Source organism: Clostridium sardiniense (assembly GCF_019753795.1).
Classification (GTDB): Bacteria; Bacillota; Clostridia; order Clostridiales; family Clostridiaceae; genus Clostridium; species Clostridium sardiniense.
In genome coordinates this window covers 1-14,709 of sequence record NZ_JAIKTU010000025.1, presented here as the reverse complement: position 1 = coordinate 14,709, position 14,709 = coordinate 1, and the positions used below count along the sequence as shown (strand labels likewise).

Annotated in this window: 12 protein-coding genes, 7 tRNA genes and 1 pseudogene; 3 read left to right on the top strand and 17 right to left on the bottom strand. The window is 30.3% G+C overall.

The genetic code is table 11. The features are described from left to right. Positions 1 to 48 precede the first annotated feature (48 nt). The 10 genes from K5V21_RS18555 to rph all read right to left on the bottom strand — a co-directional run bounded on the left by K5V21_RS18555 (position 49) and on the right by rph (position 2,953). A tRNA-His gene (locus K5V21_RS18555) sits at positions 49 to 124 on the bottom strand. A gap of 93 nt (positions 125 to 217) precedes the next feature. Then, a tRNA-Arg gene (locus K5V21_RS18550) sits at positions 218 to 294 on the bottom strand. Positions 295 to 298: 4 nt separating this feature from the next. Next, a tRNA-Gly gene (locus K5V21_RS18545) sits at positions 299 to 372 on the bottom strand. A 20-nt stretch (positions 373 to 392) separates the two neighbouring features. Next, a tRNA-Pro gene (locus K5V21_RS18540) sits at positions 393 to 468 on the bottom strand. A gap of 3 nt (positions 469 to 471) precedes the next feature. Beyond that, positions 472 to 548, bottom strand: a tRNA-Arg gene (locus tag K5V21_RS18535). 77 nt (positions 549 to 625) lie between these two features. After that, positions 626 to 699 (bottom strand) — tRNA-Gly (locus K5V21_RS18530). Between the two features lie 115 nt (positions 700 to 814). Beyond that, positions 815 to 890, bottom strand: a tRNA-Pro gene (locus K5V21_RS18525). A gap of 215 nt (positions 891 to 1,105) precedes the next feature. After that, the gene (locus K5V21_RS18520) at positions 1,106 to 1,582 is read right to left on the bottom strand and encodes a YfcE family phosphodiesterase (protein ID WP_221862557.1); all 477 of its coding nucleotides are present in this window, start codon (positions 1,580 to 1,582) and stop codon (positions 1,106 to 1,108) included. 12 nt (positions 1,583 to 1,594) lie between these two features. Beyond that, entirely contained in the window at positions 1,595 to 2,206 is a 612-nt protein-coding gene (locus K5V21_RS18515; RefSeq protein ID WP_221862555.1) for an XTP/dITP diphosphatase, read from the bottom strand. Beyond that, complete coding sequence (rph, locus tag K5V21_RS18510) at positions 2,207 to 2,953, bottom strand: ribonuclease PH (RefSeq protein ID WP_221862553.1); 747 nt, start codon at positions 2,951 to 2,953, stop codon at positions 2,207 to 2,209. A 137-nt stretch (positions 2,954 to 3,090) separates the two neighbouring features. Between rph and K5V21_RS18505 the strand changes: the two genes are divergently transcribed. After that, positions 3,091 to 4,734, top strand: a complete 1,644-nt coding sequence (locus K5V21_RS18505) for a hypothetical protein (RefSeq protein ID WP_221862551.1) — start codon at positions 3,091 to 3,093, stop codon at positions 4,732 to 4,734. A 37-nt stretch (positions 4,735 to 4,771) separates the two neighbouring features. On the opposite strand, the gene K5V21_RS18500 is transcribed toward K5V21_RS18505, so the two are convergent. Continuing rightward, positions 4,772 to 6,262: an ABC transporter substrate-binding protein gene (locus K5V21_RS18500; protein ID WP_221862549.1), complete on the bottom strand. Its 1,491-nt coding sequence runs from the start codon at positions 6,260 to 6,262 to the stop codon at positions 4,772 to 4,774. 147 nt (positions 6,263 to 6,409) lie between these two features. Here K5V21_RS18500 and K5V21_RS18495 point away from each other — a divergent pair, with 147 nt between their 5' ends. Next, a complete protein-coding gene (locus tag K5V21_RS18495) occupies positions 6,410 to 6,688 on the top strand; it encodes a hypothetical protein (RefSeq protein WP_221862547.1) in 279 nt (92 codons plus the stop codon). Between the two features lie 47 nt (positions 6,689 to 6,735). Here the strand turns inward: K5V21_RS18495 and K5V21_RS18490 are convergent, their stop codons facing one another. The 3 genes from K5V21_RS18490 to pcrA are packed head-to-tail and all read right to left on the bottom strand — an operon-like array spanning position 6,736 to position 11,295. Beyond that, a complete protein-coding gene (locus K5V21_RS18490) occupies positions 6,736 to 7,008 on the bottom strand; it encodes a hypothetical protein (protein ID WP_221862545.1) in 273 nt (90 codons plus the stop codon). Positions 7,009 to 7,013: 5 nt separating this feature from the next. After that, positions 7,014 to 9,005 carry an NAD-dependent DNA ligase LigA gene (gene ligA / locus K5V21_RS18485; protein ID WP_221862543.1) on the bottom strand — a complete coding sequence of 664 codons (1,992 nt, stop codon included), beginning with the start codon at positions 9,003 to 9,005 and terminating at the stop codon, positions 7,014 to 7,016. Positions 9,006 to 9,027: 22 nt separating this feature from the next. Continuing rightward, on the bottom strand, positions 9,028 to 11,295 hold the full coding sequence (gene pcrA, locus K5V21_RS18480) for a DNA helicase PcrA (protein ID WP_221862541.1): 2,268 nt from the start codon (positions 11,293 to 11,295) through the stop codon (positions 9,028 to 9,030). A 136-nt stretch (positions 11,296 to 11,431) separates the two neighbouring features. On the opposite strand from pcrA, the gene K5V21_RS18475 reads away from it, so the two are divergent. Next, positions 11,432 to 11,893, top strand: coding sequence for a hypothetical protein (locus tag K5V21_RS18475; RefSeq protein WP_221862539.1), 462 nt, complete (start codon positions 11,432 to 11,434; stop codon positions 11,891 to 11,893). A gap of 217 nt (positions 11,894 to 12,110) precedes the next feature. Here the strand turns inward: K5V21_RS18475 and K5V21_RS18470 are convergent, their stop codons facing one another. The 3 genes and pseudogenes from K5V21_RS18470 to K5V21_RS19835 all read right to left on the bottom strand — a co-directional run. Continuing rightward, entirely contained in the window at positions 12,111 to 13,463 is a 1,353-nt protein-coding gene (locus tag K5V21_RS18470; RefSeq protein WP_221862537.1) for an MATE family efflux transporter, read from the bottom strand. Between the two features lie 87 nt (positions 13,464 to 13,550). Beyond that, entirely contained in the window at positions 13,551 to 14,372 is an 822-nt protein-coding gene (locus tag K5V21_RS18465) for a MerR family transcriptional regulator (protein ID WP_221862535.1), read from the bottom strand. A 267-nt stretch (positions 14,373 to 14,639) separates the two neighbouring features. After that, positions 14,640 to 14,709, bottom strand: a pseudogene (locus K5V21_RS19835) (IS200/IS605 family transposase); the annotation flags it as partial.

Genomic DNA, 14,709 nt, shown 5'->3' with positions numbered 1-14,709 from the left:
ATACCACAGTCAAAGTGTGGTGCCTTACCGCTTGGCGATATCCCTACATGGGGTGAATGATGGGACTCGAACCCACGACAACCAGAACCACAATCTGGCGCTCTACCAACTGAACTACATTCACCATCATATTTTGGTGCGCCATCAGGGATTCGAACCCGGGACACCTCGAACCCGGGACACCATGATTAAAAGTCATGTGCATAGCGCATAATAATGGTGCGTCTTAAGAGATTCGAACTCCTGGCCCACGCCTTAGAAGGGCGTTGCTCTATCCAGCTGAGCTAAAGACGCATATTGGAGCGGGTGAAGGGAATCGAACCCTCGTGGCTAGCTTGGAAGGCTAGAGCTTTACCATTAAGCAACACCCGCAGGTAATATTAAATTTAAAGTGGTCGGGGTGACAGGTCTCGAACCTGCGACCTCATGGTCCCAAACCATGCGCGCTACCATCTGCGCCACACCCCGAAATGGTGCGTCTTAAGAGATTCGAACTCCTGGCCCACGCCTTAGAAGGGCGTTGCTCTATCCAGCTGAGCTAAAGACGCATTTCAGAACGTTTATTATTGTAAACCATTCCGTTTATTTTGTCAAGAACTTTTTTAAAAGAAGTTCTTTGTCAAAGTGGAGCGGGTGAAGGGAATCGAACCCTCGTGGCTAGCTTGGAAGGCTAGAGCTTTACCATTAAGCAACACCCGCATGTTGTACTTGTTACCTTCGTCTCTCGAACTTAGTAAGTTAAACAAGCAACCTGCCTTATTAGTTATACAGGTTTTTGAGAATTTTGTCAAGATTTAATTTAACAAAATTTTAGTGGTCGGGGTGACAGGTCTCGAACCTGCGACCTCATGGTCCCAAACCATGCGCGCTACCATCTGCGCCACACCCCGAAGAGTCATATATCGTCTTTCGAGATTATTTTGCTCACCGCGTTGTCTCTCAACGACAATGACTATTCTACATGATGATTACTAATCCGTCAATACTTTTTTCAAAGAATATATTATAAAATTCAATACTTTTTAATTTAAAAGCAAAATGCTTGTTTCATAAACATTTTATTAACTCATTCAAGCTTTCATTAGCAATTTATCATCATATCTATCTATTCTATACGTTCTAAATATACACTTGGTTCTTCTTCAACCTTAATTTCTATAAATCCAATATATCTACCCTTTCCTCTCGGTAGTGAAACGCTCCCTGGATTCATAATCGTAATTCCATTCTCTCTTATAATTAACTCTTGATGGGTATGCCCAAATAAAGCTATATTAGCTCCAACTTCTTGTGCTCTATAATATAAATTATGCAATCCACACTTAACATTATATGCGTGTCCATGAGTTGCTAGTATCTTAACTCCATCTAATTCTATTATTCTTTCTATAGGATATTCATTGGAGTAATCACAATTACCAGCTACAGCGTATACTTCCCCCTCAAAACCATCTGAAAGTTCTTCTACATCATCTACATTATCCCCTAAATGTATAAGAACATCAGCGTCTATAATTCTTTCTCTAACAGCTTCTATATATCTTTGCATTCTATGAGTATCGCTTACTACTGCTATTAACATACTGACCGCCTCCTATAGAACCTTATAAATTTTTTCTTTTAATTCTTTTAACGCTACCCCTCTATGACTAATACTATTTTTTTCTTCAGGTGTAGCTTCTCCAAATGTCTTATTAAAGCCTTCATAGTAGAATAAAGGATCATAACCAAATCCACCTTCTCCATTTAGCTTCTCTATTATCCTGCCATTAACTTCTCCTCTTATATCTAAGGATTTGCCTTCATAATTTATAAGAGTTATATGACAAACAAATTTAGCTCCTCTATTTTCAGCTTTAACACCTTCTAAGTTTTTTAGTAATTTATCATTATTTTTAGCATCATCACCATGTTCACCTGCATATCTAGCTGAATATACCCCTGGTTCTCCATTTAAAAACTCAACTTCTAACCCTGAATCATCAGCCATAACAAGAAATTTTTCTTCTCCTCTGCTTATTAGATAGTCTCTTATTTCTCTTGCCTTTTTATTGGCATTCTCCATAAAGGTTATTCCATCTTCAACTACATCAATATCTATATTTTCATCTTTTAAAGATCTAACTTCCAAATCCATATCTCCTAGAATATGTTTTATCTCTTTAATCTTCTTCTGATTATTACTAGCTAATATAAGTTTTCTCATCTATTTTCCTCCTGTTCCAATCCATAAAGCATCCATCTTTAATGAATTCTTTTGAATTGATATCATTTGTTTTAATCCCTTTTCACCTAAATCTAATAATTCATTAAGTTCACTTCTTGTAATTGGAGATTCCTCCCCAGTACCTTGAACCTCAACAAATTCTCCTTCTTCTGTTCCAATTATATTCATATCAACTTTAGCATTTGAATCTTCTTCGTAACATAAGTCTATTACTTTCTCACCATTTACTATACCTATACTTGTCGCAGCAACAAAACTTCTTATTGGATACACTTTAAATGGCCTTTCTTTATGAAGTTTATTCATTGCATCAACCATCGCTATAAATGCTCCTGTTATTGATGTGGTTCTAGTTCCTCCATCCGCTTGAATAACATCACAATCTATCCATAATGTTTTTTCACCTAAAGCTTTCAAATCAACAACAGATCTTAATGCTCTTCCTATTAACCTTTGGATTTCCATAGTTCTTCCATCTATTTTTAATCTAGCTATATCTCTAATCTTTCTAGTCCCTGTTGATCTAGGTAGCATATTATATTCTGCTGTTATCCAACCTTCTCCACTTCCTTTTAAAAATGGTGGCACCTTATCTTCTATTGATACATTACAAAGTACTTTTGTATCTCCTACCTCTATATAAACTGATCCTTCAGCATATTTTGTATAGTTTCTAGTTACCTTTGTTTGTCTAACTTGATCATTTTTTCTTCCGTCACACCTCATATTAGTTTCCTCCTTCATTAATAATCTATTATTTCTAATTTTTATATACTAATTTAAATGTTTTTTTAGTTTTTTGCACTATTTTAAAAATTTACTCATATTAATTATTATAAGAATTATATATGAGGTGAAATATTTTGAGATATATTGGGCCATTTTTTCGTATGAATAGCTTATCACAGGATGAAGTATGTGGTCAGCTTTTTCATCTATCAAAAGAAGCCGTTAAAATACTTACTTTAAACTCTAAGTGCGGATGTACCTTCTCTTCAAGGAATTCCAAAAAAAATACATCTACAAAAGATATTAGCATATTAAGTAAATTTTCACCAGTATTGTGCTTATATAAAAAATCATCGCCAACGTTTATGCACAATAAGACTTCTCATGGTTTTGACTCATCTTCCTTTAAAAGAGAAGTAAATCCATCAACTAATGCTTTAATGACTATGTCATTATTAGAACTTAGTGACTACTACTCTCATTTTAATAAAAAGGCTTCTAAGGACTCACTTAAAGATGCTTATAGATATCTTGCACATGAACAACTTGATTTTTATTATGAGAACCTTAGAAATTCTGAAGGTATCTTTATTACTAAAAAGAGTTTATTTGAAAGCGAATCTAAAGATGGTAATTTAATTGAGAAGGATAGAAAGTTTATATTTAGTGATCAAGCCTTTATGATGAATGCTTACTATCTATACTCTATTTATGCAAAAGATGAAGAAACTAAGGAAGAGTATAAAGAATTCTCATCACAAATACTTCAGATGTTCCTAGATTACAAAGAAGCTTTATATAATCTATCATTCGATGAAGGACTTAAAACATTATTAGCTTTTAATATCTATTATGAATATTCTAATGATAATGAAATAGTGAGCCTTATAACCGATCTAAGTGAGTTTTTAATTAATAAATTTGATGAAAAAGATTATTATATAGAATCATTAGACTTATGTGCTCTTTTTGCTATAAATTTGATGTACTCATATGAACATACTGGTTTAATAACCTTCAAAGAAAAATATACTGAAATAATGGAAAAATTATTGTCCTTATATGATGAAGATAATAATATAATTCAAAAGCTTACTGATAAAAAAGAAATTAAGTATACTTCTTTTGATCTTTGTTTTTATTTAATTTCAGTTATAATGTTTGCTAATAAATCAGATTTATTAAGAGAATATACTCCAATGATATCTAAAATATATAAAAAATACTTCTTAAACTCAAATTTAATTACAAGTTGGCCTGATGCACCAGATTTAGATAATGTAGAAAGATATAAAGGCTTTAGTATGCTATCTAAAGATATGCTAGATGAAACATTCTTTAGAATGCCAAGTTTACCTACATTAACTAGCACAGGGTTATCGCCAATATTTTTAAAAAATATAACTTACTCAAGAAAGAAAGATTTATTTACTACTTCATCTAGCAAATCATTTGATAGTTATAAAAATATGTTTATATTCTTTATGTTTATCCATGTATTTAAGGATAATTTCTTTGAAAAATTAGAACTTAAAGAACCAAACTTTGAATTTAGAAATTCATCATCAGATGCAACTACTAATACTAACGTAGACATTATAACTGATACTGTTGATGACAGTATGGCTAATACTAATGATGATATTACAATTAATAAAAATGATAAATCCCAAACTTCTGTAGAGACCTCAGTAAATAAGAGAGAAGTTAAAGACGAAACCACTATTGATGGTACCTCTGAAAATACAGATGTGATTTCTAAAACTTATGATAATTAAGTTTTATTATTAAAATAAGGTTGCATAAATAGCAACCTTATTTTAATGTTTTGAAATTTATGTTTCCATACCAGTCAAATTCTATATTTTTTACATCTTTAGATACAGCAACATTTTTCTTTTCAAATAATAACGGAAGTATACTATAACTATTAAATAAAGTGTCTTCTAATCCATTAAAGTTTTTATTTGTTGTTTTAATTATTTCTTCATACATAGATAGCTCTTTTTCAGTATAGTAGCCTTTTAACTTTAAATAAAACTCTTCTTTATTGTTTGAATTCGCAGTCTCATCTATTATTACAGCATCATACCTATTTCTTAATTCTAAATTTTTAAACTCCTCTTCCGTTACAAGAGTATATCTAACTGTACTCTCCGTATTATCCTTAAACCAACTTTGTATATGCTTTAAAATAGCTCTATTCTCATTATTATCCTTAGCCATAAAAGTTATAACTTCTGGAATTTTCCCGCTCTGCTTAGTAGTCATAACTTTTCTTGATTGAAGTTTATCTAAATTTTCTTTATCATCTCTAAAATAACTGCTTTCAGCAAGTTCTAAGTAATTACTATTCTCTTCCTGATAAGATGTCATTGCTAAATTTATATTAAAGTACAATGTCTTTCTCACTGATAAGGGTAAGCTTTCATCTTCTGAATTTAATGAAATATACTTTCCATTATCTGATGGAAAGGTCTTAAGTCTTCCCTCACTCTGCAATCTATTTAACTGAGTATTAGGTGGATTAACCACCATGTCTCTTTGACCAATCTCAAAGGCAGCCATTGATAATTCTTCATTATCATCTTCAACTATATTTATAGTTTCTACTGATACATCCTTGCTACTATTATTATTCTTTTTAAGCTCAATACCTTCATCAGTAACCTTATTGATGTAATATTCTCCAGAATAAACTATAGTTTTATAATTATTTTCTATGTCATCCCACATCATTAGATATCTCCTTACTCTATATTGAGTCTTAGTTAATTCTTCTAAGAATTTATCATTCTTTTTGTTTAAACGAATAATAAGAACTTCTTCCTTTGAATTTATAGCTACTCCATTCTCAAAAGTTACATTACCTTTTCTAAATTCCCTTGCTCCATATACATCCAAGAAAGGTTCTATATTTTCATCTTTTTCTTCTTTTAATAATTCTTTAAAAAAGTTAGCTATGTCTTCTGCGGTGATTCTATTACCATCACTCCAGTATGCATCTTCTCTTATCTTAAATTCATACTCTATCCCATCTTCTTTTACATTAACTTCTGTTGCTAATGAAGGAACTATCTTTCCTTCACTATCCTTCTCAACAAGCCCCTTACTTGTGGCACAAATTATATCCTCTTCTCTTACCGTAAGCTTACTTACATCTTTCAGTTCATTAGGTATAGTATTAACAGCATATAAAAGTGATTCAGTTCCATTAGAATCATCTAACTTTTCTATCTCTATAAAGCTTAGAGTAAATATTAGCAATAGGGCTATAAAAATACATGGTATTAAAAATTTCTTCATACCTATACCTCTCCTTTTCATTAACCTATCATAATTATTGTCAATGACCATTTATTCTAAACAATTTAAGTGAATATTTTTTTCTACTTTGGTTAACTTTATAAAATAATATGCTATAATTAACCTATATTTTGAGGAGGCGTTAAGATGGCATTTTTAGTTGTTTTAGTATCCATTATAGGCATACTTTTTATGTTAACTTTTATGTTTATTGGCATTTGGCTTTTCATTATAGCCTTAAAAGCTTATAATCAACTTCGTTATAAAAATTACATTCTTGAAAAAATGAGTCAGAAGTTAGATTCTCTCTGCATAAATAAGCAAGAATATTCTTATGAAGACTTTTTACATGATGAAACTCCAGATGGATTTACCATTTCAGACTTGGATAATGTTAAAGATTTTGAAAAAAGAGATCATAAATAAAAAATACTTCTATGTACACCATAGAAGTATTTTTTATTTATATTTTATTATCTTACAGTTAAAAAAATAAAGAAAATTAGTGAAACTGCTATCGCTAAGCTAACAAATGTATGAAATAATCTTTTTCTTCCATATTCATTCATCCAAAACCTTAAAGCCCATAATAACATAGTTATTGCTACAGTAACTTGAACTGCTAAATATGAATCAAACATCTGCCCTAAATAAACAAACTGATACGAAGTTAGAAAAGTACAAATTATAACTGCACAAGCTATAATACTAGAAGCAATGCTTAACATATTTATTGCTTTTTTCAAAATACCTAACCTCCTATCATTTTTTCAAATTCATCTTCTGTAATAACCTTAACTCCTAATTCTTCCGCTTTAGTAAGCTTTGAACCAGCTTCCGCTCCAGCTATAACATAATCTGTCTTTTTACTTACACTACCAGAAACCTTAGCTCCAAGTGTTTCTAGCTTTTCCTTTATATCTTTTCTTGAGTATTTTTCCATAGTTCCTGTTACAACTACAGTTTTTCCTTCAAATACACTCTCTAAGATTTCTTTTTCTTCAAATACTGGATTAACTCCAAGTTCTAAAAGCTCATCTATTGTCTCTATTACCTTCTCTTCATCAAAGAATTCAACAATACAGTTAGCAACTATATCTCCTACATCAGGAACTTCCACTAATTCTTCAAATGTAGCCTTTTTAAGTCCTTCAATAGATTTAAATCTACTCACTATATCTTTTGCAGTCTTTGCACCTACATTTTTAATTCCTAATGCATAAATAAATGCTTCAAGCTTACAGTTCTTACTATTTTCTATTGAATCTAATAGGTTTTGAGCCTTCTTAGGTCCAAATTTCTCTAGCTTTTCTAAATCTTCTTTATTTAGTTTATATAAATCTCCAATTGATTTTATATTTAGTCTCTCAAATAATTGTTCTGCTGTTCTTTCTGAGAATCCTGTTATATTCATAGCTTCTCTTGACCCATAATGGACTATAGTTTTAACAAGCTGTGGTTTACATGATAAAGTATTCTCACAGAATATATGAGCTCCTTCTTCTACTAAGTGACTACCGCAAGCTGGACATATAGTTGGAGGTATTATATCAATTGAATCTTCTAAACTTTCAGGTACAACTCCCATAATTTCTGGAATAACATCGTTGCTTCTTCTTACAAAGACTTCCGCTCCAATTTTTACTCCTTTTCTTTTTATATCATCCATATTATTTAATGTAGCCCTCTTTACTGTAACTCCAGCAAGTTCAACTGGCTCTAAAATAGCTGTTGGTGATACTCTACCACTTCTACCTACATTCCACTCAATCTCTAAAAGTTTAGTTGTGGCTTCTTGAGCTTCAAATTTATATGCAATAGCCCATTTAGGGAATTTTACTGTATATCCTAAAAGTTCTCTAGTTCTCATATCATCAATTGCAAGTACAAGTCCATCAATATCATAATTTAAATCAAATCTTATATCTCTGATATAATCTATTTCTTTTTGAATATCTTCTATTGTATGACATTCCTTTATGTAATCATCTACTGGGAATCCCATATCTTTTATAAAACTCATCATTTCAGTGTAAGTTTTAAAAGGTTGGCCCTCCTTATACCCCACATCATAGAAAAATGCTGAAAGGTTTCTTCTAGCTGTTTCACGTACATTTAGATTTCTAAGTGCACCCGCTGCTCCATTTCTTAAATTCTTTAGTGGAACATCAGCTTCTGAATTATATTTTTCAAAAGCCTCTGTAGTCATTATTGCTTCTCCATGAACTTCAAATACATCACTACAAGCAACTTTAAGGGGTATGCTCTTTATAGTTTTTACTTGTGCTGTTACATCTTCTCCAACTGTTCCTGTACCTCTAGTCGCCCCAACCACAAGAACTCCATTTTCATCATATGTTAAGTTTACTGTTAATCCATCAAACTTTTTAGTTGCTATATATTTAAGAGGTGGTAATTCCTCGCCTCTTTCATTCATTTCATTTACGAATTTAACATTTCTATTATGCCATTCAATTATTTCTTCAATACTTTGAGCTTTTCCTAAACTCCAAAGCCTACCTTTATGAGTATATTTCTTAAAGCCTTCAAGAACCACATCACCAACTCTAACTGTTGGTGAATATGGTAACACTTCATTAAGCTCTTTCTCTAAAGCTACAAGTTCATCATATTTCTTATCATAATCCTTATCACTAACTGAAGGATTATCTAAAGCGTAATATTCATATGCATATCTATTTAACTCTTCTACAAGAGACTTCATTCTTTCTCTTTTATCCATAAGCTTACACTTCCTCCTGGTATTATAAAAGTTGTAAATTAGCCATTGATAATAGTAGTACCTTTACTCCCTGTTTATCAAATGCTATTGTAAGTTTCTTATCATTTCCCGCGGGCATAACTGATACTACTGTACCTTCTCCAAATTTATCATGCTTTACCTTTCTTCCAAGACTAATTTCTGCTGGACTTGCAGATGTTTTAGCACTACTTGGTGAAGTATGTGATATTCCTGCTGGAGATACAGCTCTATTTTGAGTACTTGATCCCATAGAATTTCTTAAACTATGTGGATTATTAAAGTTTGGCTTTCCAGGTGTAGTAAACATTCCTTCTCTAGCTGCACCATTAGTACTTCTTTCATTTACATACTCCTTTAGATCACTTCTTACCTCTCCAATGAAATCTGATTGGCTATAAGACACTGTTCTACCAAAGACTCTTCTAACTTCAGCTGAAGTCATATGAAGTGTTTCTTTAGCTCTTGTTATACCAACATAACAAAGTCTTCTTGCCTCTTCCATCTGATCTTCCTTATCAAAATCACTCATACTTGGGAAAAGACCATTTTCCATTCCAACCATAAATACATGTGGAAATTCTAACCCTTTAGCACTATGAAGAGTCATTAATACTACAGCATTATCTTCTTCACCTTCTGAATCTTCAATGTCTTGAACTAATGATACTTTTTCTAAGTAAGCAATTAAACTCTTATCTTCACTACTCTTTTCAAATTCAACAGCATCAGATACTAATTCCTGTAAGTTTTCAATTCTACTTTTATCTTCTATTTCATTAGACTTCTTAAGCTCTTCTAGGTATCCAGTATCTTTTAATATAGCCTCAATAAGCATAGAAACTGGCATAGTTTCTGCCATTATAATAAAGTTATCCATAAGCTCTGTGAACTTTTCAAGTGAAGTACAATTTCTTGGAGTAAGAGTTGGTATAGTTCTTACTTCTTGAAGTGCATCCCAAAGATTTAATTCATACATATCTGCAAATTCTTGTACTTTATTAACAGTAGCATCCCCTATGCTTCTTTTTGGAACATTTATAATTCTCTTTATACTTATATCATCTTGAGGATTTATAAGAACTTTAAGATACGCTAACATATCTTTAATTTCTTTTCTATCGTAGAACTTTGTTCCACCTACTATTTTATAAGCAATTCCTCTTCTTCTGAATGTTTCCTCAAAAATACGTGACTGTGCATTTGTTCTGTAAAGAACTGCAAAATCTTTATTTTCACATCTATTTTTAGATTTTGTATCAAGTATTTGCCTTGCTACAAAGTCTCCCTCTTCTTTATCTGAATACGCTCTATATACTTTTATTTTACTTCCAGGCTCTTGCTCTGTTCTAAGTGCCTTGCTCTTTCTTCTTGAATTATTTACTATAACAACATTAGCAGCATCTAATATGTTCCCTTTTGATCTATAGTTTTGCTCAAGTTTTATAACTTTACAATTTGGATAATCTTTTTCAAAATCAAGAATATTAGTTACATCTGCACCTCTCCATGCATATATACATTGGTCATCATCACCAACAACACATATATTCTTGTACTTCATAGCTAAAAGCTTAACAAATTCATATTGAGCACCATTAGTATCTTGATACTCATCTACCATTATATATTTAAACTTATTTTGATAAAATTCTAAAACATCATCATTTGATCTAAATAACTCTACTGTTTTAAATATAAGATCATCAAAGTCTAAGGCATTATTTTCTTTAAGTCTTTTTTGATACATTTCATAAACGTCTGCAATCTTCTTTTCTCTAAAATTATCTTCAAATTCTCTCATGAAACTTGCAGGACTTTGCATATTATCCTTAGCTCTTCCTATCTTACCCATAATTTCTTGAATGGTTATATCTTTATCATTTATATTTAAAGTTTTCATGCATTCTTTTAAAAGTGTCTTTTGATCTGAGGTATCATATATAGTAAAGCTTGATTTATAACCAAGTTTTTCAATTTCTCTTCTAAGTATTCTTACACAAGTTGAGTGGAAAGTAGATATCCACATTTCATTAGCTTTTTCACCAACAAGTGATTCAACTCTTTCTCTCATCTCTTTGGCAGCTTTATTAGTGAACGTTATTGCAAGTATGCTCCATGGTTTAATTCCTAGATCTTCTATCATATGAGCCATTCTATATGTTAGAACTCTTGTCTTACCTGAACCTGCACCTGCTAATATTAGGACTTGACCGTCAACAGTAACTGCACCTTCATACTGTTCTTTATTTAATAATGATTTTAAATCCAAATCATCATCCTCCCTTCCTAGTATTAAAATATTATATCATACATCATGTTTTTATTGTTGCCCTAAAGTCCGATTATTAGTAAAACTGTGGTATAATTTTCTTAATGTTTTTTACTTTTAAAATGGAGGTTTTTATATGAAGCTTAAAAAGTTTCTACTAGTTATACTAGGAACTATTTTCACTATATCTTTAATGGCTTGTTCATCAAATTATGATGCATCTAATATAAGAGAATACTCAGATAATATAACAAAAAATATATTAACTTCAATGAGTGATTTAAATTATGAAGATTTTAGGAAAGATTTTGATGAATCTATGGATGAAATGTTTCCTGATAAAGCTGCCTTTATCAAGTTAGTTATGCCTATTCAAGAAGCTGTTGGCACCTATGAGGAAGGATCCTTAGAATTTATACAAGCTAAAAAAGATAAAGATTCTGTAAGTCTACTTTATAAAAGCAAATTTACCAAAGAAGACAAGCCTGTAAATATATCTATATCCTTTAAAGAAGTTGATTCTAAATATAAAGTTTGTGGATTATATTTCAGTTCACCTAAGATAAGAGAACTATCTAAAGAAAATCAAAATCAGTAATATAAAAAATAGTCTATGTAATCATAAACTTCTGTTTGTACAAAAAAGGAATTTTTCTTCTATGAAAAATTCCCTTTAATATCTTATATAATTAATTTTGAAAACAGTATAAAATTTGCATAAACAAATTTATATTCGATAAAAAAAGACTTTGCCTTTTCTTCTTTTATATAATGATAAAGAAATTTTAATTAATGATAGTTTAAGATAATTAAAATTAATCTAGTATTGCTTGACTACAAGTATCTTTCTTTGATGAAATATACTTACTTGCTAAGCAGTAGCATATTATAATAGTAATGAATTCAGCAAAAGGAATAGTAAGCCAAACACCGTTTAGTCCAAAAATTCTAGGTAATATTGTTATTCCTATAGCTATACATACAAGCCCTCTGCTTAAAGCAATAATTACAGATTCTTTAGCATATCCTATGGAAGTAAAATATGATGAGCAAAGTGTATTAAATCCATTTAATAAAAATGCAAATGCATATATTTTAGAGCCTTGAACAGCTAACTCTACTACATTTTGATCTGAAGATACAAATATATTTATTATATTTTCTCCAAAAAAGAGTAATGTTAGAAATGTTCCAATGCCTACTACAAAAGCTATTTTCAATGATAGTTTTAAAATTGATCTAACTCTACCAAAGTATTTTGCACCATAATTATAGCTTATTATAGATCCGATTCCATCTGCAATTCCAAATACAATTAAAGTACCAAATTGTGCTATATAATTAATACTTGTAAAAGCCGCAACACCTAGTTCTCCAGTGAAACTCATAAATGCCATATTAAATAGATAAGCAGATATTGCTGACGATACAGCAGTCATAGCTTCAGATGAACCATTATAAATCATTGGTATTATAGTTGTTTTATCAAACCTCCCCAAAAAGATATTTATAATATTATCTTTTTTTAACATTGGAGATATAACAATAATAAATACAGATGTATATGATAATCCCGTTGCTAGTGCTGCACCAATTATCCCAAAATTCATTTGTTTTATTAAAATATAATTTAAAGTTATATTCACTATTAGACTTAATACCATCCCTTTAAAATATAAGTCTGGTTTTTCAACAAGTCTATCTGCAAATCCAATTAAAAATGCAAGTGACATAGGAATTATACATATTGATATTGTTCTTATATATGTAGATACTCCATCTAACAATTCAGGATTTGCTCCAAGTAAATTAGCTATATTATCACTGAAAAAGACTCCTATTATTGTTAAAACTGCAGCAAATACACCTAAAAGAATGAGTGCAGTTCTAAATATATTTTGAGTTAATTTCTTCTTTCCTTCGCCAAGACTTCTTCCCATAAAACTTAAGGACCCTACACTTATCATCATAGATAGACCTATTACAAGTTGTATATATGGTCCACCTAAACTAACACTAGCCATTGCAGTGGAACCAACGAAATTCCCAATAAACACTCCATCTACCATTGACTGCATACCTGCTATAACCATAGCTATAATTGCCGGTATTGAAAACTTAATGAATAGTTTTGATATTTTTTCTTTTCCTAAGATATTCTCTTCCATTTAATTACCTCTCTTTTCATAACTTGTATTTATGATTATAAAGGTTAGAGCAACTCCAAGGTCAACACTATTTTTAAAGTTTTTATATTAAATTGCTAGATTTATATTTACAAAATAAATAATATCTTCATTTTTTCTAGGTAGGTAAAATTCGTATTTAACATATGCAATATTATTTGCAGAGCATTTAAAATGTTTATTAAGAAGAAGTATATAATTATGTATTTCTCTTATTGTTCCATAAAAGTCTACACATACAAATTTTCCAGAAATAATTTTTCTTTTAAAATCTATAATATTTTCTTTTGAATATTTTTCAACTAATTTTAAGATATTTGAGTTTTCTTTTACAAAAAACATATCATCATTCTCTTCTACATCTTTATTTTCTAAAATGTTATAAATATAAAAATAAGATTCTTCGCTTAAATTAGCTACTTCTTTCTCAAATTTCAAGTTAATATTTTCGAATGAATTAGAACATAAAAGGCTTTTCATATTGATGCTATAAAGAATATAATTTTTATTTTTTACATCAATCTTTGTAAAGTCATATTCATTATTAAAATTTATTATTTTATCCATTATTATTTTACTATTAGCTAAATTTTCTTTTAACTGAACTAATTCATTAAGTCTTTTTTTTATTATATCTTCTTGTCTTACAACCAAGTTTTTGTAGCTATGTATATCTTCACTTTCTATTGTGCTTTTTATATCAGATAATGATATCCCTAGGTATTTTATACCTACAATTAACCCTAACTTTTCCAAATCTCTTAATAAATAATATCTATATCCGTTTTTAGGGTTAACCTGAGGTTTTAAAATACCTATTTTATCATAATATCTTAAAGTATCCTTACTTATATTAAAAATTTTACTTGTTTCTCCTATTGACAGCTTCATAAAAATCAAATCCTTTTTATCCTAATTATACTATTTAAAATGTTATGTATTCAAATAAAATACTATTATGTATAAGCTTATTATTTTTAATTCATTTCTCCTTTAGTTAACCATTCATATCATTCCAATATATTTTACTAAATCATGACCACCCGTAAAACGGGTGGTTTGCTCTAGCCCTATAAGGGCATGTTACTGGCTGTGCTACTAGCACATCGAAACGGTTTGCCAACCGCATACTTTTACAAACTGCACCTATAAGGTGCTTTATTTCTTATTTCCTTTCACCGGCTCACCCGTAAACGGGTCGATATATTCCTTCAAACTTATTTGTTCA

What these genes read in the sequence shown, in the direction of transcription:
- K5V21_RS18500 (WP_221862549.1), bottom strand. Translation starts at nt 6,262, where the DNA reads ATGAAGAAATTTTTAATACCATGTATTTTTATAGCCCTATTGCTAATA.
- K5V21_RS18470 (WP_221862537.1), bottom strand. Translation starts at nt 13,463, where the DNA reads ATGGAAGAGAATATCTTAGGAAAAGAAAAAATATCAAAACTATTCATT.
- K5V21_RS18515 (WP_221862555.1), bottom strand. Translation starts at nt 2,206, where the DNA reads ATGAGAAAACTTATATTAGCTAGTAATAATCAGAAGAAGATTAAAGAG.
- rph (WP_221862553.1), bottom strand. Translation starts at nt 2,953, where the DNA reads ATGAGGTGTGACGGAAGAAAAAATGATCAAGTTAGACAAACAAAGGTA.
- K5V21_RS18465 (WP_221862535.1), bottom strand. Translation starts at nt 14,372, where the DNA reads ATGAAGCTGTCAATAGGAGAAACAAGTAAAATTTTTAATATAAGTAAG.
- K5V21_RS18475 (WP_221862539.1), top strand. Translation starts at nt 11,432, where the DNA reads ATGAAGCTTAAAAAGTTTCTACTAGTTATACTAGGAACTATTTTCACT.
- ligA (WP_221862543.1), bottom strand. Translation starts at nt 9,005, where the DNA reads ATGGATAAAAGAGAAAGAATGAAGTCTCTTGTAGAAGAGTTAAATAGA.
- K5V21_RS18495 (WP_221862547.1), top strand. Translation starts at nt 6,410, where the DNA reads ATGGCATTTTTAGTTGTTTTAGTATCCATTATAGGCATACTTTTTATG.
- K5V21_RS18520 (WP_221862557.1), bottom strand. Translation starts at nt 1,582, where the DNA reads ATGTTAATAGCAGTAGTAAGCGATACTCATAGAATGCAAAGATATATA.